Raw genomic sequence first — 20,217 nt, 5'->3', positions numbered from 1 at the left:
CGCGTCTTGAACGGCGGTGCGGCGCACTCGGCGAGGCATACTCGACGGCGTGACCACCCGACGCGGCCGGGCCAGCTACTGGCGGGACGACCAGGGGCTCGAGGTCATGCGAGCCCGGTTCCGTGACCACGTGTACCCCCGGCACAGCCACGAGGCGTACTCGTTCGGCGTCACCGACGCGGGCGCGCAGACCTTCCAGTGCCGCGGCGCCACGTACACCAGCAACGCCGGCATGGTGATGGCGTTCAACCCGGACGAGGCGCACGACGGCCGCGCGGCCGCCGAGCTGGGCTACCACTACCGCATCGTGCACATCCATCCGTCGGTGGTGGACGAAGTCCTGGTCGACGCGAACGACCGCCGGCCGGCGGCGGCACCGCTGTTCGCGCGGCCGGTGCTGGCCGACCCGCTGCTGGCCCGGACCCTGACCCGCCTGTGCGACGCGCTCACCCGGGGCGCGGACCCGCTGGTGCGGCAGGAGCGGCTGACCGAGGCCGTGCTCGCGCTGTCCCGGCGCGCGGCCACCCGTAGCGCAAGCACCCGCGCCCCGTCCGGCGCCGCCTCGCACGACCTCGCGCACCGGGCCCGGGCGCTGCTGGCGGAGGCCTACCTCGAGCCGATGCCGGTCGACCGGCTCGCCCTGGCCGTGGGCTGCAGCCGGTTCAGCCTGTTCCGGGCGTTCCACGCCGAGTTCGGTATGGCCCCGAGCGACTACCAGCGGCAGCTGCGGCTGCGCCACGCGCGGGCACTGCTCGGCGCGGGCATGACCATCGCGGACACCGCCGCGGCCACCGGGTTCGCCGACCAGGCGCACCTCACCCGCTGGTTCGGCCGGGTCTACGGCATCACCCCGGCCACCTACTGGAACTCGGCCACCCGGTCCACGGCGTAGGGGCGGTCACCCGCGCCGAACTCGGTGTCGTGCCACCACCGGTGCAGACAGGCCCGGCACTGCAGGAACAGGCGCCGGCCCTCGGCGGCGAGCAGGAACCGCCAGTGCGACTCGCAGCTGCGGCCCGAGGCGCAGGCACGGCAGCCGCGCTGGTCGGCGCAGTCCGGGCAGGCCGTCCAGGCCCGCTGGCAGACGTCGGCCCGTGCGTCACGCACCGAGCACTCCCGCGTCCACGAGCAGCTGGTAGGTGGCCTGCTGCTCGGCGTCGAGATCGCTGTAGAGCATCCGGTGCGCCTCGGTCTCCTCGGCCAACGCCACGCCCGGGTCGAAGTCGGGGGTCGCCGCGTACACGGCGGCCAGCCGCAGCTGTTCGTGGGCGGTCAGGTCGAGCACATACTCCATGGCCATATACGCAGGTACCGTGCGCCCCCGATCCACATCCACCCACTGTGACAACCATCATCGCCCCACCACCCCCCGATTCAGTCACTCCAGCAGCCCGATTCAGTCACTTTGGCAGGGTGGTTCAGTCACTTTGGGCCGTGTGGTTGCGACTCTGCCCGCCAGGGCAACCCGACGCGGGTCGCTCCGTGTACACAACCGACCGAATCGCCCTGCCAAAGTGACCGAATCAACCGTGGGGACGGCTCTCAGGCGACGACGGGTGCCGTTTTGTCCGGGCGATCGGTCTGGCCTGCCCGGCGACCACCGCAAACCCGGCGTTCCGGTGGATCCGCCCGCTCGCTGAACAATCCCCGGACCGGGTGGACCCTCTATCAGTTACGTTGCCGCCCGTCCAGCCTGCCGTTCAACCTGCTGATCGAGATAGCCGATCTCTTGTCTGACGGAGGGTCAGCTTTGCGCTTTTCTTCGTTGCGGGCGGGTGCCCTTGTTCTCGCGTTGATCGCGATTCTGCTAGCGGCACTCCCCTTCGCCCGCCCGCATGCGGGTGCGGCGCAGGCCCTGCCGGCGGTGACGGGCGCTCGCACCGCGACCGGCCAGGCGGTCGTCGCCAGCCCGCCGGTGGCCGAGGGCGCGGCGCCCCGTCAGGCGGCGGGCACGGCGGGCGCACAGGCCTCCGGCCCGCCGGCGCACGCCACACCGCACCCGAGGCCCGTGCCCGTGCTGACCCATCGAGCGGCGCGGCACCGGCACTGGCACGCCCGGCGGCACCGACACCGGCCCCGGCATGCCCGGTCGCACCACCGGCACCGCGGTCACGCGGCGCGCCACCACCACCGCGCGCGGTGCGCCGACCGGTGACGTACCAACTCGTCACGAACGAGCGCGGTCGTCGAGCAGGCGGTCCACCGCGAGGGTGAAGGCTCGGTAGGAGCGTTCGCGGTCGCCGGTGACCACCTCGTCCAGCTGCAAACCCCGGATCAGGCTCAGCGCCGCGGTTGCCATGACCGGCGCCTGCTCCTCGGGCCAGCCGTCGCGGACCAGGCTCCGCTCGATCGGCCCCAGCCAGTCCTGGACGGCCGCCTTGGCGAAGGTCTCCGAGACCACCGCACGCGGTGACACCTCGCCGATGGCGGCGAAGAGCAGCAGGAACTCCCGGCGGCCGCGCGGATTGTCGAGCAGCCGCCACGCGCTGAGCATGAACCGGCGGGTCGACCGCGCGGAGCGGAGTTCGGGGTCCGCCTCCAGCCGGGCCAGCAGGCTGACGCGCAGGTTGTCGATCACCTCGGCCAGCAGGTCGTCCTTGGACCGGAAGTGTCGGAGCAGCGTCGCGTGGGTGACACCGAGCGAGACCGCGGCCCGGCGCAGCGAGAACTCGCGCAGGCCCTCGTCCACCAGGTAGTCGGTCAGGGCCTCGAGCAGTTCGGCGCGGCGGTGCCGATAGCGCAGCGAACGGCCATCGACGCGGGTGGCAGGCACCGGGACATCCTAGGCGGCGACAGATAGACGATCCAAGTGGTTGCGGTAACCAGATGGTTCGTCTACTTTGCCCCCATGCCAACTACCACAGCGTTCGTGCACGCCACGGTCATCGACGGACTCGGCGGGCCGCCGCTGCGCGACGGGACGATCGTGGTCGAGGAGCAACGTTTCTCGGCGGTCGGAACGGGCGACCGGACCCCGGTCCCCCCGGGCGCCCACGTCATCGACCTGCGGGGCCGGTACGTCGTACCGGGCTTCGTGAACGGCAACGTCCACCTGCTCGACGGGATCATGATGATGGGCGTCGGCGGGGTGGAGTACCTCGCCCGCCATGAGGGCCGGCTGACCCAGGTGATCGAGGAGTCGGCACAGGTCGCGCTGAAGGCCGGCGTCACCACGGTGTTCGACACCTGGAACGCCACCGGGCCGGTGCTCGCGGCCCGGGACCGGATCGCGGCGGGCGCGGTTCCGGGGGCGCGCGTCTTCGCCGCCGGGAACATCGTCGGCTTCGGCGGCCCGTTCGGCGCGGACTTCCATCTCGCGGCCAGCCGGGTCATCAGCCCGACGTTCGCCGGCCGGATGAACCGGCTGTTCGAGGCGGGGGTCGGCCCGCACCTGAGCCTGCTCCCGGCCCGCGAGGTGCGCCCGGTCATCCGGGACTACCTCGCGCGCGGCGTGGACATGGTCAAGGTCGGCGTCACCGACCACCTGACCGGCATCTGGGGCTTCGAGCGCAGCTACCTGATGTTCTCCGAACGGGTGCTGCGGGTGATCGCGGAGGAGACCCACGCCGCCGGGCTGCCGCTGCTCTCCCACACCATGTCCGTCGAAGGCCTGCGCTCGGCGCTGGACATCGGCACGAACGTGCTGATCCACGCCTCGATAACCAGCCAGCGGCCCATCCCACACGAGCTGGTGGGCTGCACCGCCGGCCTCCAGACCGTGACATCCGGGTACCAGGGCCGCCTGGAGGCGTCGGACTCGTTCTGGGCCATGTACGGCGGGGGCGTGCACGCCGCCAACGAGAAGCTCATCCTCGAGGCCGGCGTACCGGTGATGCTGGGCACCGACGCCGGCTGCACGCCCCGCGACGTGCTGGCCGACGCCGGCGAGGACGGCGACCCCGAGCGCCCGTGGACGCTGGGTACCGACCATGTCGCGTGGGCCAGGGGAATCACCGAGAAGGGCATGACGCCGACGGAAGCCATCGCGGCCAGCACCAGCGCGGTGGCCCGGGCTTACGGCAAGCAGGAGGAGCTGGGCAGCATCATGGCGGGCCGGCGGGCCGACCTGGTGGTGCTCCGGGACGACCCGCTCGAGGACGTCGCCGCGCTAGGCACCGTGGTGGACGTTTACCAGGACGGACGCCGGGTGGACCGGGACGCCCTCCCCCTCCGGCCACTGGTGACCGCGCCGACCCCGGCGCGGCCCTGACCCGTCGGCGTTTCCGGCGGCAGGTTCTAACGCAGCTCGAAGTACTCGTCGTAGAGCACTCCGTCCACGACCACGCCCTTCCACGCGGCGGCGATGCCGTTGAGCCACCGGTACCGCTCGTCGGCGGTCTCGAACAGCGCGCCGCCGTAGAGCGGCGACTGCCGGCCCATGCCGCCGGACAGGTCGCAGCGGCCGGGCCCGTACAGGTAGACCAGGGCTCCGTCGTCGGTCTCCAGGGTGCCCCGGAAGTCCACGGTCCCGATGCCGCCCGGTCCGATGGTCAACCAGTCGGCGCTGGCCGCGCCCTTGATCGAGGCCCGGAACCGGTCACCCTCCAGCCGCCCCTGGGTGATCTCGACGATCACCCGGGTGCCGGCCGGCGTCTCCGGAATGGTCAGGTACTCGGCCAGGTGCCAGACGCCCCGGGCCAGGGGCACGAACTCGGTCGCCAGTTCGGGACGGGTGGGCGTTTGCGGTGTTGTCATACCATCTCCTCTACCTTGAGCAATCAAGGTAAGTCTCGGCGAGCTACCTTGGCATGTCAAGGTAGAGTGACGACCGTGACCACAGCGAGAGCGCGAAGGACCCCCGACGAGGCCCGCCGGCTGATCCTCGACGCGGCCGCCTCACTGCTGGCCGACGCGGGCGTCGGCGCCGTGCAGGTGCGCGCGGTGGCCGCCCGGGTCGGCATGACCGACGCCGGCGTCACCCACCACTTCGGCAACCGGGAGAACCTGCTCGCCGAGTTGCTGCGACGCGGCGGGCGCCAGGTGCGCGCCGCGCTCCGGGACGTCCTCGACGGCTGGCTGGAGCGCGGCGCCGACCTGCTCGAGCTGGTCGAGTCCCTCGAGCTCCTGTACCGGCGCGGCTACGGCGAGCTCGCGGTGGCGCTGCACGCGGCGGGGTGGCGCGACCCGGGCGGCGGCATGCTCGACCCAGTGGTGGACGCCCTGCACAAGCTCCGGCCGCCGGGCAGCCCCGTCGACGACACCCGGCACGCGGTCGCCGCCCTGCACCAGGCGATGGCTACCGAGGCCCTCTACGGGAGCGCGTTCCGGCGCAGCGCCGGGCTCACCGACGACCAGGCCGAGGACCCCGAGGCGCACGTCCACTGGTGGACCCGCCAGCTCCAGCTGTCACTCGGCATCGGGTGACGCCACTCAGCCCGGCGCGGTACCCCGGAGCAGGATCTCCAGCAGGGCGTCGAAGTCCCTCGGCTCGCCGGCCGGATCGTCATGGCCGTGCTCGACGGCCACCCAGCCGACCACGGCGACGGCGAACGCGTACCAGCACTGCCGGGCGCGGTCCGGCGGGTGGCCCGCCGCGGTGAAGGCGTGGACGCCGGCGGCCTCCAGACGCCCGTGCGCCGGGTCCCGGTGCGGTCCGGTGAGCACGCGGGCGGCGAAGCCCGGCACGGCGCCGAACTCGCGGCGGACGTTGTGCGCCCAGGTGGTCAGCCAGGCCCGCCAGCTGCTCGCGGTGGGCTCCTGACCGGGCAGGATCCGGTCCAGCATGGTCGAGCTGACCAGGTCGAGCAGGGCCTCCCGGTCGGAGACCCAGCGATAGAGCGCCGAGGTCGCCACGCCGAGCTCCCGGGCCACGCCGGTCATGGTCAATGCGCGGGGGTCCATCCCGGCGGCCACCGTGATCAGCCGGTCACGGTCGAGCACCGGCGGCCGGCCGCGTCGCGGTGCCCCACCCGGCGCCTCCTCCATCGCACGGACCATAGCCGACCAGTTTAGTGAAAGCTCTTCACAAATAAGTTAGGCTGCCCTTATATTTACTCACCAGGACGGAAAGCGAGGGGAAGCCATGCACGACGATGATCGGCCCGACACCGGGGCACCCGCCCTGCCCCCGGGAGTCGCGCTCACGGCCGCCGCGATGGCCCAGGAGCGCGCGGCGGAGTCGCGGCGGCCCGACCGGCTCTTCGACGATCCATGGGCGGACCGGCTGGTCGCGGCGGCCGCGAAAGCCGGCGGCGCTCCCTGGCTGGCCGAGGGCGTCACGCTCGGCCAGCTGGTACCGGCGCTGGACGGCTACGTCGCGCTGCGTACCCGCTGGCTGGACGACCGCATCCGCGCCGAGGCCGGCGAGCCGGCCGCCGGCGCCGTTCAGGTGGTGCTCCTCGGTGCCGGACTGGACACCCGCGCGTTCCGGCTGCCGTGGCCCGGCGGGACGAGCGTGTTCCTGCTGGACCAGCCCGGGGTGGTGGCGTTCGCCCGGTACGTGCTCGGTGAACTCGGATCCGCCACCTGGGTGCCGGCCGACCTGACCGGGCGCTGGGAGCGGGAACTCACCGCCGCCGGGTTCCGCCCGGCCACCCCGACCGTGTGGGTGCTCGAGGGCGTGTTGATGTACCTGCTCCCCGAGCAGGCCGCCCAGCTGACGGAAAGGTTGGCCCGGCTGTCGCCGCCCGGTTCCCCGGTGCTCGCCGACCTCGCGCTTCCCGGGGTACACACCGGCGGACCGTTCAGCGAGGGGCGCCGCAACCTGGACGACAACGGGTCGCCGACGCGGTTCAGCACCGCCGACCCGATCGGTTGGTTCAACCGACGCGGGCTGCACGCGCACGCCGTGGACGCGGTCAAGCTGGCGGCGCGCCACGGGCGCACGCCCCCGCCCGCACTGGACGACCGCTCCCCCGGCTGCCCGCTGTTCCAGTTCATGGAGGCCTGGACTTGACCCGGGATTGGCCGGGCGGCCGGGTGGGTAGATCAATCCGGTGAACGTGCTGTGGCTGTTCGCCCATCCCGAACCACGCTCCCTCGGCGGTTCCCTGCGCGACCGGGGCATCAAGGCGCTGACCGGGGCGGGCCACTCCTGCCGGGAGTCGGACCTGTACGCGATGAACTGGAAGCCGACCGTGGACCGGGAGGACTTCGTGCCCGGTCCCGGCGGCCCCGAGACCAGCTACGACGAGTGCCGGCCCGAGGAACGCCTGATCGTCGGCACCGACGCGCGGCGCGCCTACCGGGACGGCACGCTCAGCCCGGACATCCGCGCCGAGCACGAGAAACTGGCCTGGGCGGACACGCTGGTGGTGCAGTTCCCGCTGTGGTGGTACGGCATGCCGGCGATCCTCAAGGGGTGGTTCGACCGGGTTTTCGTGAAGGGCTTCGCCTACGGCGTGCGGGACCCGGATCACCCCGGGCGCACGCTGCGCTACGGCGAGGGCCTGCTCGCCGACAAGCGCGCGCTGACCGTGATGACCTCCGGCAGCCCCGGCCCGGCGCTCGGCCCCCGGGGCGTCAACGGCCAGCTGGACCAGGTGCTGTTCCCGCTGCTGCACGGCACGCTCTGGTACACCGGGATGACCGTGCTGCCGCCGGTGGCGGTGTACGGCGCCGACCGGCTCAGCGACCGGCAGTTCGCCGACGCGGCCGACGAGCTGTGCGAGCGGGTGCTGGCGATCCCGCACACCCCACCCATCGCCTACCGCACGCAGAACGGCGGCGACTACGACGCCGAACTGGTCCTCCGCCCCGACCACCGGCCCGGCGAGACCGGGATCGGCGTCCACATCACGGACTGACCATCGGTTCCCCGGGCTTCCCGGTGACGATCGGCACTGCCGTCGACCGGCCTCGCTGAGGTGGCCCCTGGCCCCGACCAGTCGAGGTCTTCTAGGATTGCCGACCCAAAGGCAATCCGGGCGGCTCGGGAGCGGACAGTGGATGCGGATGCCCGGGCCGAGTTCCTCGCCGGCTGCCCGCTGCTGCGCGGCGTCCCGCCCGCCGACCTGCTGCGGCTGGCCGAGGCCGCCCAGTTGCGCCGCTACCGGCGGGGCCAGCTGCTGTTCTCCGAGGGCGACGCCGGCGACTCGTTGCTGGTCGTGGTGTCCGGCAGCCTCAAGGCGTTCAGCCCGAACGCCGAGGGCGGCGAGCTGCTGTTGACGGTGATCGAACGGTACCAGTCGGTCGGCGAGCTTTCCGTGGTGGACGGCGGCGCCCGGTCGGCCTCGGTCAGCGCGCTCAGCGACGCGACCGTGCTGCGCGTTCCCCGGGAGACCATCCTGGCCGTGGCGGCCCACTCCACCGCACTCAGCCGGGCGTTGCTGGACGCGCTCGCCTCGCTGATCCGGCGGCTCACCGGGTCGGCCGCGGATCTGGCGTTCCTGGACATCCCGCGCCGGGTGGCGAAGTTCGTGCTCACCCGCGTCAACGGGGAGGGCCGCCCGGCCGCGCGGCTGACCCAGGCCGACATGGCGGCGGCCATCGGCGCATCCCGGCAGAGCCTCAACGCCGCGCTGCAGGACTTCCAGCGGCGGGGGTGGATCACCGTGCGGCCCGGGGAGATCGAGTTGCGGGACGCCGAGGCGCTGCGCCGGTTCGTCGGCGGTTGACTGCCGCCCCACTGGTCTCTTGCGAGCACAGCAACACCGCCAGCAGGATGGGCGGGACCGGATCTCGTGGTGCACGTCATGCCGGAAGGATGCCCGCGTTGTCCCTCACCGCCGAACGCATCGCGACCGCCGACCAGGTCGTTCTGAGTACCTTCGAGCAGACCAGCGTCGCCTGGCAGTCGATCCCGCACTGGGACACCGGCGACCGGGGGCAGTCGTACGTCCCGCCCGATCTCCTGCGCCCCGGCGGGGCGGAGGATCCGATCGAGCTGAAACCGCACTATCAGTCGTTCACCATCGCGCACGCCCAGGCGAACGCCGACACACCGGATGCCCTGCTCGCCCTGGTGATCGACCGCACGGTGGAGCTGGCCGGCGACTTCGACGAGGAGGTGCTCGGGGAGCTCACCGCGAGGGCGACCGCCGGCGGCGACCTCTCCGGCCTGGCGGGGTCGGAACTGCTCCCGCCGCTGATCGACGCCCGGTGCGCGGTGGAGGACAACGGCTACCGGGCTCCCTCCTCGCTGATCGCCAACACCGCCTACTACAAGGCCGTTCACGGTTTCGAGCAAGGCGTCTTCGTCGGAGAAGGGGTGCTGCGGGCCGCGGGCATCGGAACGTTGCGCCGCAGCTCCCGGCTCGGCCCGGCGGCGGACAAACTGGGCGCGCTGCTGCTGGGCCGGCGTCAGGGTGCGGCCGACCCCTCCCCCGGCGAGGAACCGGTTGACCTCGCGGTGAGCGTCCAGCCCAGCCTCGAGGTCGTCGGGGTGAATCGCCAAGGCGAGCTCGAGCTGGGCGTCCGCATCCGGTACGCCACCCGCGTCAAGGACACCAGGGGCATCCTCCTGCTCCAGGAGTCCTAGTGCGGAACGCACTTGCCGAGCACGCGCCCAGTCAGGCGCGTGCGGGAGACACAGTGCTGGAGGAGTACCTCGGGGACTGCCAGGCCGCCTGCGACGAGGAGATCCAGCGGCTGTGCCGGCTCGACGGACCCAGCCGGGCCGGCCTGCACGACCTCATCCTGGACTACCCCATGCGGGGCGGGAAGGCGCTGCGGCCGGCGCTGAGCATCGCCACCTGCCTGGGCCTGGGCGGCCGGCTCGCGGCCGTGCTGCCCACCGCCGCCACGCTGGAGCTGTACCACAACGCGTTCCTCATCCACGACGACATCGAGGACGAGTCGCTGCTGCGCCGGGGAAGGGCCGCCCTGCACGTGGACCACGGCATCCCGATCGCGGTGAACGTCGGCGACGCGATGATGTCGCTGTCCCTGCAGCCGCTGCTGGACAACGTGGAACGGGTGGGCCTCGGCCCGGCGCTGCGCATCCTGCGCGTGGTGGCCCGGATGACCAGGCAGACGGTCGAGGGGCAGGCCATCGAGCTGGGCTGGGTGCGGTCCAACGTGTGGCGGCTGACCGACGCCGACTACCTGGCCATGGTGGAGCTCAAGACCAGCTGGTACTCGTTCATCACCCCGCTGCGGGTCGGCGCGGTCGCGGCGGGCGCCCCGGAGGACCGGCTGGCGCCCCTGGAGTCGCTCGGCCGGCACCTCGGTGCCGCCTTCCAGATCACCGACGACCTGCTCAACCTGCGCGGCGACCCGGAGGACTACGGCAAGGAGATCGGCGGCGACCTGTGGGAGGGCAAGCGAACGCTGATGCTGCTGCACGCCATGGGCAACGCGCCGCCGGAGGACCAGCGCCGGGCGGAGCACATCCTGGGTAGGCCGAGGCCGAGCCCCGATGCCGGCGGCGGGCTGGCCGCCCTGTTGGACGAGCTCATCGCCCGGGGTGAGCTGTCCCCGACCGGCCGGGCCGAGCTCACCGGCTACCTGGCCCGCCCCGGCGCCGAGCGGCCGAAGTCCCTCGACGACATCCGCTGGCTGTACGAGCTGATGCTGCGCTCGGGGTCGCTGGAGCACGCCCGCGCGGTGGCCGCCCGGCAGGCCGAGCTGGCCGGGGCGGTGCTGGACGAGCTGTCCTGGTTCCCACCCAGCCAGCACCGGGACGTGCTGCGCGCACTGGTCGACTTCGTGCACGAGCGCACCCGATGAGCCCGCCGAACCCGGCCGCCCTGGTGGGAGTGCTGGTCGAGCTGGAGCGCACCCGGGCCGCCGTGCTCGACCAGCTCGAGCGGGCCACCCCCGAGCTGCTGCCCACCCCGGACGGTGAAACCGAGGCCCTGCACGAGCTGCTCACCGGGGCCCGCCGGGCGGTGCTGGGCAACCCGTCGGCGGCGCGCGCCCTCTACCGGCTGCTGGCCGAGCAGGGGCGGCGCTACGCGGGCACCCCGGCCGGGGCGGAGCTGCGGGACCGGCTGGCCGGCGCGCCGGCGGTCGACCACCTGCGGCGGATCTGGGAGCTGGTCACGCTGAACGTGCTGGACGGCCCGGCCCCGGCCAGCGGGTTGCCGGACGCGTGGGCCGAGCTGCTGGCCGAGATCGTGGCGGGCGGCGAGGTCGACGAGGCCGTGCTGGCCCGGTTGCGGCCGGAGGGGTTCGCCTGATGCTGTCCGATCCCCGCCCGGCGCTGACCGAGCAGAGCGACTTCCACCACCTGCTGGTCGGGCTGGCCGGGCTGGGCGAGCTGGTCCGGGCCCTGGCCGGGCCACCCGGCGGACCGTCAGGCACGGCCGAGGCGGACGAGCTGGTGCACGTGCTGCTCGGCCTGGTCAGCCTCGGCGACGCGGTCGGCGGCATGGCCGCGGCGCCGGTACCGGCGCCGGCCCCACCCCCGGACGGCCCCGCCGAACTGGTCCGGTGGCTGCGGTGACCCGCACCGCGCCCCCGCTGGCCCCTCGGCTGGCCCGGGGCGACTTCGTCCGGGCCCCGCTGCTGGCCAACGCCCGGCCGGACGGCTACAAGGAGTGGTACCACTTCCTCGTCCACCAGGCCGGCTGGCGGCTGCTGGTCAACCTGAGCCTCACCGCCGGCGCGGACGGACGGCTGATCCCCCGGGTGATCGTGCTGGCCGAGGACCAGCGGTGGGACGGCGTCCTCCAGCGGTTCGACCCGGCCGAGTTGGACGTCTCCCCCGACCTCGGCGCGCTGGTCATCGGCCGGAACCGGATGACCGTCGGCGCCGGCGGCTACCACCTGGTGGTCGACCTCCCGGACCGGGACATCCACGGGGAGCTGTGGCTGGCCCCGACGGACCCCCGGTACGTGCAGATCACCAACCAGCCGGCGGGTTCGGGGCGGATGAACTGGCTGTTCGTGCCCCGGCTGAGCGCCACCGGCCGGTTCCGGATCGGCGGCCGGGAGCACCGGCTCGACGCCGCGGCGGCCTATCACGACCACAACTGGGGCCGCTTCCGCTGGGGCGACGACTTCGGGTGGGAGTGGGGCTCGGTGCTGTGCGGCGGGCCCGACCGGCCCTGCTCACTGGTGTTCATGCGGATGACCGACCGGTCCCGGCTGCGCACGCTGTCCCAGGCGCTGTACGTGTGCCGGCCGGACGCGCCGCCGCTGCTGTTCCGGGATGCCGAGCTGCGGGTGCGCGGGTCGGGGCTGCTGGGTGGGGAGCCGGACTGCACGCTGCCGCCCCCGATGCGGCTGTTGCTCGGCGGCGGGGCGGCGGATGTGCCGGCGTCGTTGGAGGTCACCGCGAGGCGCCGGGGTGACTCGGTGACGGCGGTGGTCCAGCCGGGTTCGTTCGCCCGGGTGGCCTACCCGAGCGAGGTCGACCTGGACCGGGCGGCCGTGCTGTGCGAAGCCGCCGGCCCGGCCACGGTGCGCGGGGTACTGGCGGGCGAGGAGATCGGCGGCGACGGGGACGGCGTGTTCGAGATGTGCCATGGCTGAGCCGGGGGTGGCCGAGCTGCTGCGGCGGTCCGTGGGGTCCCTGCGCGAGCAGGTCCCGGGCGGTTACCAGCGGCTGCTCGAGGAGCTGGGTGGGTTGACGGTCGAGCTGACCGTGGACGGGGAGACCTTCGCCGTGCACGCGGAGGGGACGCGGCTGCGGGTCGTCACCGGGGCTCACCCCGCCGCCGGCGCCCGGGTGGTCACCTCCCGCGCGGCCGTCCTCGACGTCCTCGACGCCCGGCTGTCGCTGGCCGAGGCGGTCGAGTCGGACCGGGTCACCGTGCTGGGTTCGCTGGACGACGTGATGCGCGCCTACCACGCCCTGCTCGCCTACGCCCACGCCTCGGCCCGCGCCACCTCGGTACCGGGCCTGCTGGACGAGCTGCGGGGTGCCCGATGACCGGCGGCGTACCCACCCCGGCGGCGCGGCGGCCCCGCCCGAGGGCGGTCGTGCTCGGCGCCGGCATCGCCGGGCTCACCGCGGCGCACGAGCTGGCCGAGCGGGGCTTCCAGGTCACCGTGTACGAGCGCCGCCTCGACGAGCGCACCGGCGGCGACCATCCGGTGGTCAAGCTCGGCGGCCTGGCGGCGTCCCAGTTCGCCACCGCCGGCGGGGGGCGCGCCCGGCTGCGCCCGTTCCCCGGCCGGTCCGGCGCCACGCCGCCGGGCCGGGCGGTGGCCGGCGAGCACGGCTTCCGCCTGTTCCCCGCCTACTACCTGCACATCTGGGACCTGCTGCAGCAGATCCCCTGCTACGTGCCGTCCGGCACCGACCGGGACGGGCGGACGGTTTGGCGGCCGACCGGGCGCACCGTGATGGACAACGTGCGCCGGGTCATCTCGGCGGCCACGACACTGCCCGGCAAGCCGTCGTTGATCTTCTCGAGGGCCGCCCCGCGCAGCGCGGCCGAGCTGGTCACCACCGCCGGGCAGCTCGGCGAGCTGGGGTTCACCCCGGCCGACGTGCAGACCTTCCTCGGCCGGCTGGCGCGCTACGTGACGACCTCCCCGCCCCGGCGGGCGGCCGAGCTGGCGAACCGGTCCGCCTACGACTTCTTCACGGCGGACGGCTGCACCTACACCCCGGCCACCGAGGCGCTGATGCTGGAGATGCCGAAGGTGCTGGCCGCCTTCGACTCCCGCTGGGGTGACGCCCGCACCAACCTGAACACCTACCTACAGCTGCTGCTGCACCTGGACCGGGGCGAGGGCAAGGCCGACGGGGTGCTCGACGGGCCGACCACCGAGGCCTGGTTCGACCACTGGTACCGGCACCTCACCGCGCTCGGGGTGCGGTTCGTGCCCGGCGAGGTGCGGGAGCTGGAACCGCCCCGGGCCGGCGGGAACCTGCCGCCGCACCGCCGGCCCCGGGTGACCGCCGTGCTGGCCGACGGCACCCGGATCACCCCGGACTACCTGGTGGTCGCGGTGGACGCGCCGACCGCGGAGCGGATCACCGGGACCCTGCGCCGGGCCGGCACCGGCGGCGCGGTCGCCGGACTCGACGGGTTCACCACCTCGCTGGCCCCGCCGAAAAGCCCGCTGCAGGCGTCCGCCGAGCGGCCGGCGGGCCGGCGGGACCCCTACGCGATGTCCGAAACCGGTCGCGTGCCGTGGGACCGGTTCCAGACCCTGACCGGCATCCAGTTCTACTTCGACACCGAGTTCCAGCTGGTCCGGGGGCACGTGTACTACTCGGGGACCGAGTGGCACCTGTCCTCGATCAACCAGCGGGCCATGTGGGCGGAGCGCCCGGAGCTGGCCCGGGACGGCTTCGTCTCGGTGCTCTCCGTGGACATCGGCGACTTCAACACCCCGTCCGGGGTGAACGGCAAGGCGGCCCGCGACTGCACCACCGACGAGCTGGCCGCCGAGGTGTGGCGGCAGATCAGCGACGCCCTCACCAGCGGCCTCGCCGGCGGAGCCGGCATGGGGCGGGCGCCCAGTTCGGCGCCCGACGGAAACACCGCCGGCCCGCCGGAGACCCGGCTGCCGACCCCGGCCTGGTACGCGCTGGACCGGTACCTGGTGCTGGCCGACGACCCCGACGGGAACGGCCGGCCGGTGCGCAACGAGGCGCCCTACCTGGTCCCCGTGGTCGGAGACTGGGACAACCGCCCGGAGGGCGAGCCGTGGAACCCCAACGGCACGTCCTGGATGACCCGCCCCACCGAGGAGCGCCGACGGGAGGACCTGGAACGGCGACACACCTGGCGGGCCGGGCACGGCGGCTACCCGATGCACCACAACTCCGTGGTCCTCGCCGGCACCTGGACCAGGACGTTCACCCGGATGACCTCGATGGAGGCGGCCTGCGAATCGGCGCGCCACGCGGTCAACGCGCTCCTGGACCATTACATCTGGGTGGAGTCCGGCGGCACCGACCCCCGGGACGACACCGCGCTGGACTGGCGGTTCCCGTTCGACTTCCTGGACCAGGGCTACTCCGGCCCGGTGCGCCAGCCCACCCCCGCCGGCGACTACTGCTACGTGTTCGACCTGGAGGACCGGGAGCCGCTGGACGCCCGAGGCCCGCGGAACCTGGACGGCGAGTGCTACCTGGCCGGCCTGCCGCACCCACTGGCCGCCCTGTCCGCGCTGTCCGCGCCCACCCTGCCCACCCTGCCCGTTCCGCCGACCGGAGGTCAGCCGTTGCCATCGCCGGAGGACTACACCAGCCATCTGCTCACCTACCTGCAAGCCTGGCGGCAGTACCTCGAGCAAGCCACCCACTGGCCCGCCCCGCCGCCCCCGGCCGCGCCGCCGTCTGCGACCACGCCGCCGAGCCCGCCGAGCCCGACATTCCCGACCGCGCCGCCGAGCCCGACATTCCCTACCGCGCCACCGAGCCCACCTGACCCGCCCGACCCGACCGCTTGCGGTGACCCGCCCGCCAGCGAGACACCGCCCGCGCCGGAGGCAACGGGCACTCCGGCGCGACGCCCCGGGTCGGCGTTTCGCGCTGCCCGCCTGCCCTCACCGCCCGTCACGCGGGCCTCGGCAGCATCCCTCTACTCGGTGCCCGCGCCTTCCGAGAGTGCGTCGCCGGACGGGGACGAGGCGCCACGGCCGACGATCCCGCCGCTCCCCGGTTACGAGCTGATCCGCCCGGTTCACGACCTCGGCCGGTAGCGCGCGGCGGACATGTCGGGCGCCGGCCGGGGTCCGGACTGACGGTTCGGTGCGGTTTAGATCAGCTTGCCCGGCGTGGATGGACTGACCTGCCGCGGCTCGGGTGCCCTCGTTGCGTTTGGTCGGCGGAGCGCTTCATGGTCAAGTAGCGGTGAGAGACCCTTTGACGACCGGAAACGTCTCTAGCTGCGACATGACCATGAACCCGGGGCCGAGCACGTCCGCTCGTCACTTCTGGCCGAGGGAGACCGGTTCGCCCGGGACCACCTCGCCGCACAGCATCGCCGCGCAGTGGGCCAGGTGCAGCGGCGCCACCTGGTCACCGGGCAGCAGCTCCCGGCAGCGCTCGAACGCGTCGCGGGCGCCGGCCACGTCACCCGCGTCGAACCGGGCGAACGCCTCGTCGAACGCGCCGCGCGCGGCGTTCTTGGCCGCCCGCACCGACTCGGGATCCTCGTCGAACACCTCGTAGACGGTCACCGGCCGGGCCCGGTTGACCACCATCACCCGCTCCATCCGCCGGATGTGGAACCGCTCGGGCTCGGCCAGCTCGGCGTAGGTTTGGTCGCCGATCACCAGGCTGACCTGGTAGCGCTTGGTCGCCCCCTCCAGCCGGGAGGCCAGGTTGACCGAGTCGCCGATGACCGCCAGCGCCATCCGGTTCACCCCGCCGACCATGGCCAGCGCCACCGGCCCGGTGTTCACCCCGATACCCACCCGCAGCTCGCGGGAGCCCCGGCCGACCCGTTCCCGGTTGTGCTCCCGCAGCGAGCGGAGCATGGCCAGCCCGGCGCGCACCGCGTCGTCCGGCCCGGTGTCGAACACCGCCAGCACCTCGTCGCCGCGCATGTCCTGGACCAGGCCGTTGTTGGCGATGATCGGCAGCTCCACCGCGCGCAGGAACCCGGTGACCAGGTCGCTCGCCTCGGAGACGCTCATGCCCTCGAGCAGGCCGGTGTAGCCGCGGATGTCGGAGACCAACACGGTCATCCGCCGCTCCACCCGGTGCCCGTGCCGGACCCGCGAGAGGTCGTCCAGGTCGAGCATGCGCAGCAGGGTCGGCGAGATGAACCGGGACTGGGCGTCAACCAGCGACCGGCGCTGCTCGTCGGCTCGCAGCAGCCGGCCCTCCATCTCCAGGTTCACCAGCGGCGCGGCGGCGTAGGCGCAGGCCGTGCGCAGCGCCTCGCGGTGCGCCAGGCCGAAGGCCCGTTGCGGCTCGCCGTGCTCGGCGTAGACCGCGCCGACCATGCTCTCCCGCGCCAGGATGGGCACCACCAGCGCCCCGGCGGCCAGCGCGGGGCGACCGGTGCGGGCGGCCTCCACCAGCGGCGACGGGTCGTGGTCCGGCGCCGCCGAGCCCGGTGCCACCATGGTCACCACCCCGCCCCGGCAGACCGCCGTGACCACCGGCCGGTCCGCCTCGCCGAGGAACAACAGCACCCGCTCCGCGCCGGTGGTGTCCGCGACCGTGCGCAGCAGGACCTCGGCCAGCGCGCGCATCGTCTGGGCCTCGGCGAGCGCCTGCGCCAGCCGGTGGAGCGCCGCCGGATCGGGCGTCGCCGAGCTCGGCCGCATCAGGTCCCGGCCGAGCAGCCACGGGTGCGCCTGTTCCATCCGGGCGCCGCGGGCCAGCACACCGAGGCTGATCCAGCCCTCGTACGCCGACCGCACCATGATCCGGCTCAGCGAGGCGCGGCCGGTCCGCGCGTACAGCGCCCCGGCCTCCTCGTGCGCCGCCGCGGCGAAGACCGGCAGCTGGTACTCCTCGGCCAGCGCGATCGCCCGGTCCAGGTGCCGCTCCGCCCGGCCCACGGCTCCCCGGGCCCGCGCCCAGGTGCCGGCCAGCAGCTCGTACGGTGCCGCGTAGTTGCCCGGCGCGTCCGAGGCCCACCGCCGCATCGCGGCCAGCGCCCGGCGGACCGCGCGCGCCGTGGCCCGCTCCCCGGGAGCGACCCGGATCCGGCTCAGCGCGTTGAACAGGTGAAAGACCTGCATGTTCACCGTGCCGGTGAGCCCGGCCAGGTACCGGCCGGTCTCCTCGGCCAGGCGCACCGCTCCGGCGTAGTCCTCGCACCAGTAGTGCAGGACCAGCCGGGTGACCGCCGCCGCGCTCAGCCCGACCACGTCGTTCTCCCGCTGGGCGACGGGCAGCACCACCCGCTCGTCGTACCCGCTCTCCCCGGCCAGCAGCAGCGGGTCGGCCGTCCGGCCCATCAGGTTCAGGCACAGCTGCTGGGTCGACCGGCACAGCAGGGCGGGCATCAGCTCCGACTGGATCTCCGGCACCATTGCCCTGGCCATCGCGTCCACCTCGGCCATCGGCCGCCCGACGCACACGGACTGGTAGAGCAGCACGGCGGCGAGCAACGCGGCGTACTCCCGGTCCCCGCCGTCCAGCGCCCGCCGGTACGCCTCGCGCACCTCGCCGAGGCCCTCGTGCAGGGGCCGCTGCCAGTGCCGGATGAAGTTCAGCCGGAGGAACTGGACGCGGGGCAGGGTGTCCAGGAACTCGGGGCGCTCGGCCAGTCGGAGCGCCACCTCCCCGAACCGCTGCGCGCCCGCGTGGTCCCCCGAGGCCACCAGCAGCAACCCGTAGCTGGCCAGCGACACCGGCGAGCTGGGTCCCAGCCCCGTGGTCAGCGTGAGGTCGAGCTCCTTGCCCACGATCAGCGGGAACGACTCCGGCGCGACCCGGAAGCTGATGTTGCGCAGCTGGTCCAGGATGAGGTGGACCTGGTCGAGGACCGGGTCCGCACAGCGCGGCAGCTCGAGCAGCCGCTGGTCCGGCCATCGCCGCATGGCCAGCCTCAGCCGGACCAGCTCGGCGGCGGCGCGCGGCCGGCCGGAACGCCGGGGCACGGCGTGCCCCAGCTCCGCCAGCACGGCCAGCCCGGCGGCCAGGGCGTCCTGGAGGCGGTGCTCGGCCACCAGCCCGCGCACCTGGAGCAGTGCCAGCGCCGCCCGGTCGACCGGCTCGGCCAGCCGGGTCCGCGCCCGCTCGAGCAGCTCCACCAGCAACGCCGAGTCGCCGACCTGGTACGCCGCCTCGGCCGCGCCGAGCAGCAACCGCCGAGCCAGCTCCGGGTGCTCCGGGTGCTCCGGCCGGCCTCCCTGGGCGAGCAGAGCCAGCCCGGCCATGGCGTGCTCGAGGGCCAGCGGGAAGCTGGCCTGGCGGCGGGCCAGCTCGGCGGCCCGGAGCTGGACCTCGGCGAACCGGGGACCTTCGCCGTCCCGGCACGGCCCGCCCGAGGCCAGGTGCCGGGCCGCCTCGAACAGCCGGTCCTCGTCCCGCTCGATCAGCCACAGCCCGATCCGCCGGTGCACCCCGAGCCGGGTCTCCTCCGGGAGGCCCACCGCGGCGGCCTCGGCGACCCGGTCGTGGCTGAACCGGTACCGGACGTCCCGGCCGATCACCGGGTTCAGCGCGCGGCCCCGGCGGTCCACGGCCGTCAGCAGCCGCGCATCCATCGCCGCCCAGATCACCCGGGCCACCTCGTCCGGTGGCCGCCCGGCCGCGTCGACGGCCAGCTCCAGCTCGAACTCGCCGCCGATGCAGGCCAGCTCGCCGAGCACCGCCCGTTCCGGCGGAGCCAGCTGGCCGACCGCCCGGGCGAAGAACTCGTCGTCGTCCTCGCCGGTCGCCAGGGCGGTGAGGGTGGCCAGATCCCACGCCGTCGAGTCGCCCTGCTCGAGCGCACCGGCGCGGCGCGCCCGGCCGAGCAGCTGGTGCACCCGCAGCGGGTTGCCCCCGGTGCGCAGCTGGAACTCGCCGGCCACCGCCGGCAGCTCCGGCGAGCGCCCGCAGACCACGTCCAGCAGCGACTCCAGCTCCCCGGCGGACAGCGGGCCGAGGTCGATCGGGGGCCGGTCGGACGGCGCCGACCAGGTGCCCGGGTCGAACTCGCCGGAACGGTAGGTACCGATCAGCAGCAGGTTGCGGGTCGGCGCGGCGAGCAGTTCGGAGAGCAGCTGCAGCGAGTCCCGGTCGGCCAGGTGCAGGTCGTCGATGGCCAGCGCCACCGGCCGGTAGTTGGCCGTCGCGGCGAGCAGCAGGCCGACCGCCCGGCACAGCCGGTGCCGGGGGTCCGGGGCGCCGCCCGAGCCGTTGGCCGGGGACGGCCCGCCGAGCAGCTCGCCGAGACCGGGCACCAACCCGGCCAGCTCGCCGGCGCCGGCGGGCGACAGCCCGCGCACCACGTCGGCCTGCCAGCGGTCCCGTTCGGCCGGCGCGGCGCCGGCCATGGCCGCCACCAGCTCACCGAGCGCCTGCGCCACCGCCGCGTAGGGCGTGCGCACGCCGCCGGAGAACCGGCCGTAGCCGAACAGCCCGCCGTGCTCGCGCACGGCCGCACCGAAGGCGCGCACCAGCGTCGACTTGCCCATCCCGGGCGCGCCGCCGACCAGCACCAGCTCGCCACCCCGGCGGTCGGCCGCCGCCATCGCCGCTGTGAGCTGGGCCAGCTCCGTCCGCCGGCCGACCAGCGGGCCGTCCAGCTCCACGGACGCGGTCACGACCGACCGGCCCGGCACAACGCAAGAACCATGGCGTCCCTCCAGGAAACTTGCGAGTTGAAGGATATCCGGCCGGCCGCGGCCCGGAAGAGGCGTCTCCACCAAGGGTGCGGGAACGTCCATGCCGCGTCTCCGGGCCGTCGCGACCGGGTCACCGGCGCGTCTCTCCGGCGTCAACGGCCCAGGTCGTACGGCGGTTGATCAGCCGGGCGC

At 74.0% G+C, this 20,217-nt stretch carries 20 protein-coding genes; 14 read left to right on the top strand and 6 right to left on the bottom strand.

The genetic code is table 11. The features are described 5' to 3' along the window. Positions 1–49 precede the first annotated feature (49 nt). The gene (locus ABEB12_RS41570) at positions 50–892 is read left to right on the top strand and encodes an AraC family ligand binding domain-containing protein (protein ID WP_221498799.1); all 843 of its coding nucleotides are present in this window, start codon (positions 50–52) and stop codon (positions 890–892) included. Here ABEB12_RS41570 and ABEB12_RS41565 read toward each other — a convergent pair. Next, positions 859–1,107: a hypothetical protein gene (locus ABEB12_RS41565; RefSeq protein WP_185065800.1), complete on the bottom strand. Its 249-nt coding sequence runs from the start codon at positions 1,105–1,107 to the stop codon at positions 859–861. The genes ABEB12_RS41570 and ABEB12_RS41565 overlap by 34 nt on opposite strands. Continuing rightward, on the bottom strand, positions 1,100–1,300 hold the full coding sequence (locus tag ABEB12_RS41560) for a DUF6400 family protein (RefSeq protein WP_185065799.1): 201 nt from the start codon (positions 1,298–1,300) through the stop codon (positions 1,100–1,102). Before ABEB12_RS41560 ends, ABEB12_RS41565 begins: the two co-directional genes overlap by 8 nt. A gap of 564 nt (positions 1,301–1,864) precedes the next feature. On the opposite strand from ABEB12_RS41560, the gene ABEB12_RS41555 reads away from it, so the two are divergent. Beyond that, on the top strand, positions 1,865–2,155 hold the full coding sequence (locus ABEB12_RS41555; protein ID WP_185065798.1) for a hypothetical protein: 291 nt from the start codon (positions 1,865–1,867) through the stop codon (positions 2,153–2,155). A 12-nt stretch (positions 2,156–2,167) separates the two neighbouring features. Here the strand turns inward: ABEB12_RS41555 and ABEB12_RS41550 are convergent, their stop codons facing one another. Continuing rightward, complete coding sequence (locus tag ABEB12_RS41550) at positions 2,168–2,773, bottom strand: TetR family transcriptional regulator (protein ID WP_185065797.1); 606 nt, start codon at positions 2,771–2,773, stop codon at positions 2,168–2,170. A gap of 75 nt (positions 2,774–2,848) precedes the next feature. Between ABEB12_RS41550 and ABEB12_RS41545 the strand changes: the two genes are divergently transcribed. Next, positions 2,849–4,210: an amidohydrolase family protein gene (locus ABEB12_RS41545; RefSeq protein ID WP_185065796.1), complete on the top strand. Its 1,362-nt coding sequence runs from the start codon at positions 2,849–2,851 to the stop codon at positions 4,208–4,210. A gap of 26 nt (positions 4,211–4,236) precedes the next feature. On the opposite strand, the gene ABEB12_RS41540 is transcribed toward ABEB12_RS41545, so the two are convergent. Then, complete coding sequence (locus ABEB12_RS41540) at positions 4,237–4,695, bottom strand: DUF3237 family protein (RefSeq protein ID WP_185065795.1); 459 nt, start codon at positions 4,693–4,695, stop codon at positions 4,237–4,239. Between the two features lie 75 nt (positions 4,696–4,770). On the opposite strand from ABEB12_RS41540, the gene ABEB12_RS41535 reads away from it, so the two are divergent. Further along, positions 4,771–5,364: a TetR family transcriptional regulator gene (locus ABEB12_RS41535; RefSeq protein WP_185065794.1), complete on the top strand. Its 594-nt coding sequence runs from the start codon at positions 4,771–4,773 to the stop codon at positions 5,362–5,364. A gap of 6 nt (positions 5,365–5,370) precedes the next feature. Here the strand turns inward: ABEB12_RS41535 and ABEB12_RS41530 are convergent, their stop codons facing one another. Further along, a complete protein-coding gene (locus ABEB12_RS41530; RefSeq protein ID WP_185065793.1) occupies positions 5,371–5,925 on the bottom strand; it encodes a TetR family transcriptional regulator in 555 nt (184 codons plus the stop codon). Between the two features lie 97 nt (positions 5,926–6,022). On the opposite strand from ABEB12_RS41530, the gene ABEB12_RS41525 reads away from it, so the two are divergent. From ABEB12_RS41525 to ABEB12_RS41480, 10 genes are all read left to right on the top strand, one after another. Next, positions 6,023–6,895 carry an SAM-dependent methyltransferase gene (locus tag ABEB12_RS41525; RefSeq protein ID WP_185065792.1) on the top strand — a complete coding sequence of 291 codons (873 nt, stop codon included), beginning with the start codon at positions 6,023–6,025 and terminating at the stop codon, positions 6,893–6,895. 40 nt (positions 6,896–6,935) lie between these two features. Next, positions 6,936–7,745, top strand: a complete 810-nt coding sequence (locus ABEB12_RS41520; protein ID WP_185065791.1) for an NAD(P)H-dependent oxidoreductase — start codon at positions 6,936–6,938, stop codon at positions 7,743–7,745. A 138-nt stretch (positions 7,746–7,883) separates the two neighbouring features. Beyond that, a complete protein-coding gene (locus ABEB12_RS41515) occupies positions 7,884–8,555 on the top strand; it encodes a cyclic nucleotide-binding domain-containing protein (RefSeq protein ID WP_185065790.1) in 672 nt (223 codons plus the stop codon). An 89-nt stretch (positions 8,556–8,644) separates the two neighbouring features. Next, the gene (locus ABEB12_RS41510; RefSeq protein ID WP_221498797.1) at positions 8,645–9,418 is read left to right on the top strand and encodes a hypothetical protein; all 774 of its coding nucleotides are present in this window, start codon (positions 8,645–8,647) and stop codon (positions 9,416–9,418) included. Continuing rightward, positions 9,418–10,608 carry a polyprenyl synthetase family protein gene (locus tag ABEB12_RS41505; RefSeq protein WP_185065789.1) on the top strand — a complete coding sequence of 397 codons (1,191 nt, stop codon included), beginning with the start codon at positions 9,418–9,420 and terminating at the stop codon, positions 10,606–10,608. The genes ABEB12_RS41510 and ABEB12_RS41505 overlap by 1 nt, the downstream gene beginning before the upstream one ends. After that, positions 10,605–11,060, top strand: coding sequence for a hypothetical protein (locus tag ABEB12_RS41500; protein WP_185065788.1), 456 nt, complete (start codon positions 10,605–10,607; stop codon positions 11,058–11,060). The genes ABEB12_RS41505 and ABEB12_RS41500 overlap by 4 nt, the downstream gene beginning before the upstream one ends. After that, on the top strand, positions 11,060–11,326 hold the full coding sequence (locus ABEB12_RS41495; RefSeq protein WP_185065787.1) for a hypothetical protein: 267 nt from the start codon (positions 11,060–11,062) through the stop codon (positions 11,324–11,326). The genes ABEB12_RS41500 and ABEB12_RS41495 overlap by 1 nt, the downstream gene beginning before the upstream one ends. Beyond that, the gene (locus ABEB12_RS41490) at positions 11,314–12,357 is read left to right on the top strand and encodes a hypothetical protein (protein ID WP_185065786.1); all 1,044 of its coding nucleotides are present in this window, start codon (positions 11,314–11,316) and stop codon (positions 12,355–12,357) included. Before ABEB12_RS41495 ends, ABEB12_RS41490 begins: the two co-directional genes overlap by 13 nt. Continuing rightward, positions 12,350–12,757 (top strand): SCP-2 sterol transfer family protein, encoded by a 408-nt coding sequence (locus tag ABEB12_RS41485; RefSeq protein WP_185065785.1) that lies wholly within the window; start codon positions 12,350–12,352, stop codon positions 12,755–12,757. The genes ABEB12_RS41490 and ABEB12_RS41485 overlap by 8 nt, the downstream gene beginning before the upstream one ends. Next, a complete protein-coding gene (locus ABEB12_RS41480) occupies positions 12,754–15,489 on the top strand; it encodes an FAD-dependent oxidoreductase (RefSeq protein WP_185065784.1) in 2,736 nt (911 codons plus the stop codon). Before ABEB12_RS41485 ends, ABEB12_RS41480 begins: the two co-directional genes overlap by 4 nt. A 228-nt stretch (positions 15,490–15,717) precedes the next feature. Here ABEB12_RS41480 and ABEB12_RS41475 read toward each other — a convergent pair whose 3' ends face one another. Beyond that, entirely contained in the window at positions 15,718–20,004 is a 4,287-nt protein-coding gene (locus tag ABEB12_RS41475) for an AAA family ATPase (protein ID WP_221498796.1), read from the bottom strand. Positions 20,005–20,217 lie beyond the last annotated feature (213 nt).

The organism is Actinospineispora eucalypti (assembly GCF_039543365.1).
GTDB lineage: Bacteria > Actinomycetota > Actinomycetes > Mycobacteriales > Pseudonocardiaceae > Pseudonocardia > Pseudonocardia eucalypti.
This window is presented reverse-complemented; position numbering and strand designations above follow the sequence as displayed.

Excerpts from the sequence above, each read along its gene's own strand:
- ABEB12_RS41560 (WP_185065799.1), bottom strand. The coding sequence starts at position 1,300 with ATGGCCATGGAGTATGTGCTCGACCTGACCGCCCACGAACAGCTGCGG.
- ABEB12_RS41545 (WP_185065796.1), top strand. The coding sequence starts at position 2,849 with ATGCCAACTACCACAGCGTTCGTGCACGCCACGGTCATCGACGGACTC.
- ABEB12_RS41540 (WP_185065795.1), bottom strand. The coding sequence starts at position 4,695 with ATGACAACACCGCAAACGCCCACCCGTCCCGAACTGGCGACCGAGTTC.
- ABEB12_RS41530 (WP_185065793.1), bottom strand. The coding sequence starts at position 5,925 with ATGGAGGAGGCGCCGGGTGGGGCACCGCGACGCGGCCGGCCGCCGGTG.
- ABEB12_RS41525 (WP_185065792.1), top strand. The coding sequence starts at position 6,023 with ATGCACGACGATGATCGGCCCGACACCGGGGCACCCGCCCTGCCCCCG.
- ABEB12_RS41510 (WP_221498797.1), top strand. The coding sequence starts at position 8,645 with ATGCCCGCGTTGTCCCTCACCGCCGAACGCATCGCGACCGCCGACCAG.
- ABEB12_RS41500 (WP_185065788.1), top strand. The coding sequence starts at position 10,605 with ATGAGCCCGCCGAACCCGGCCGCCCTGGTGGGAGTGCTGGTCGAGCTG.
- ABEB12_RS41495 (WP_185065787.1), top strand. The coding sequence starts at position 11,060 with ATGCTGTCCGATCCCCGCCCGGCGCTGACCGAGCAGAGCGACTTCCAC.
- ABEB12_RS41485 (WP_185065785.1), top strand. The coding sequence starts at position 12,350 with ATGGCTGAGCCGGGGGTGGCCGAGCTGCTGCGGCGGTCCGTGGGGTCC.
- ABEB12_RS41480 (WP_185065784.1), top strand. The coding sequence starts at position 12,754 with ATGACCGGCGGCGTACCCACCCCGGCGGCGCGGCGGCCCCGCCCGAGG.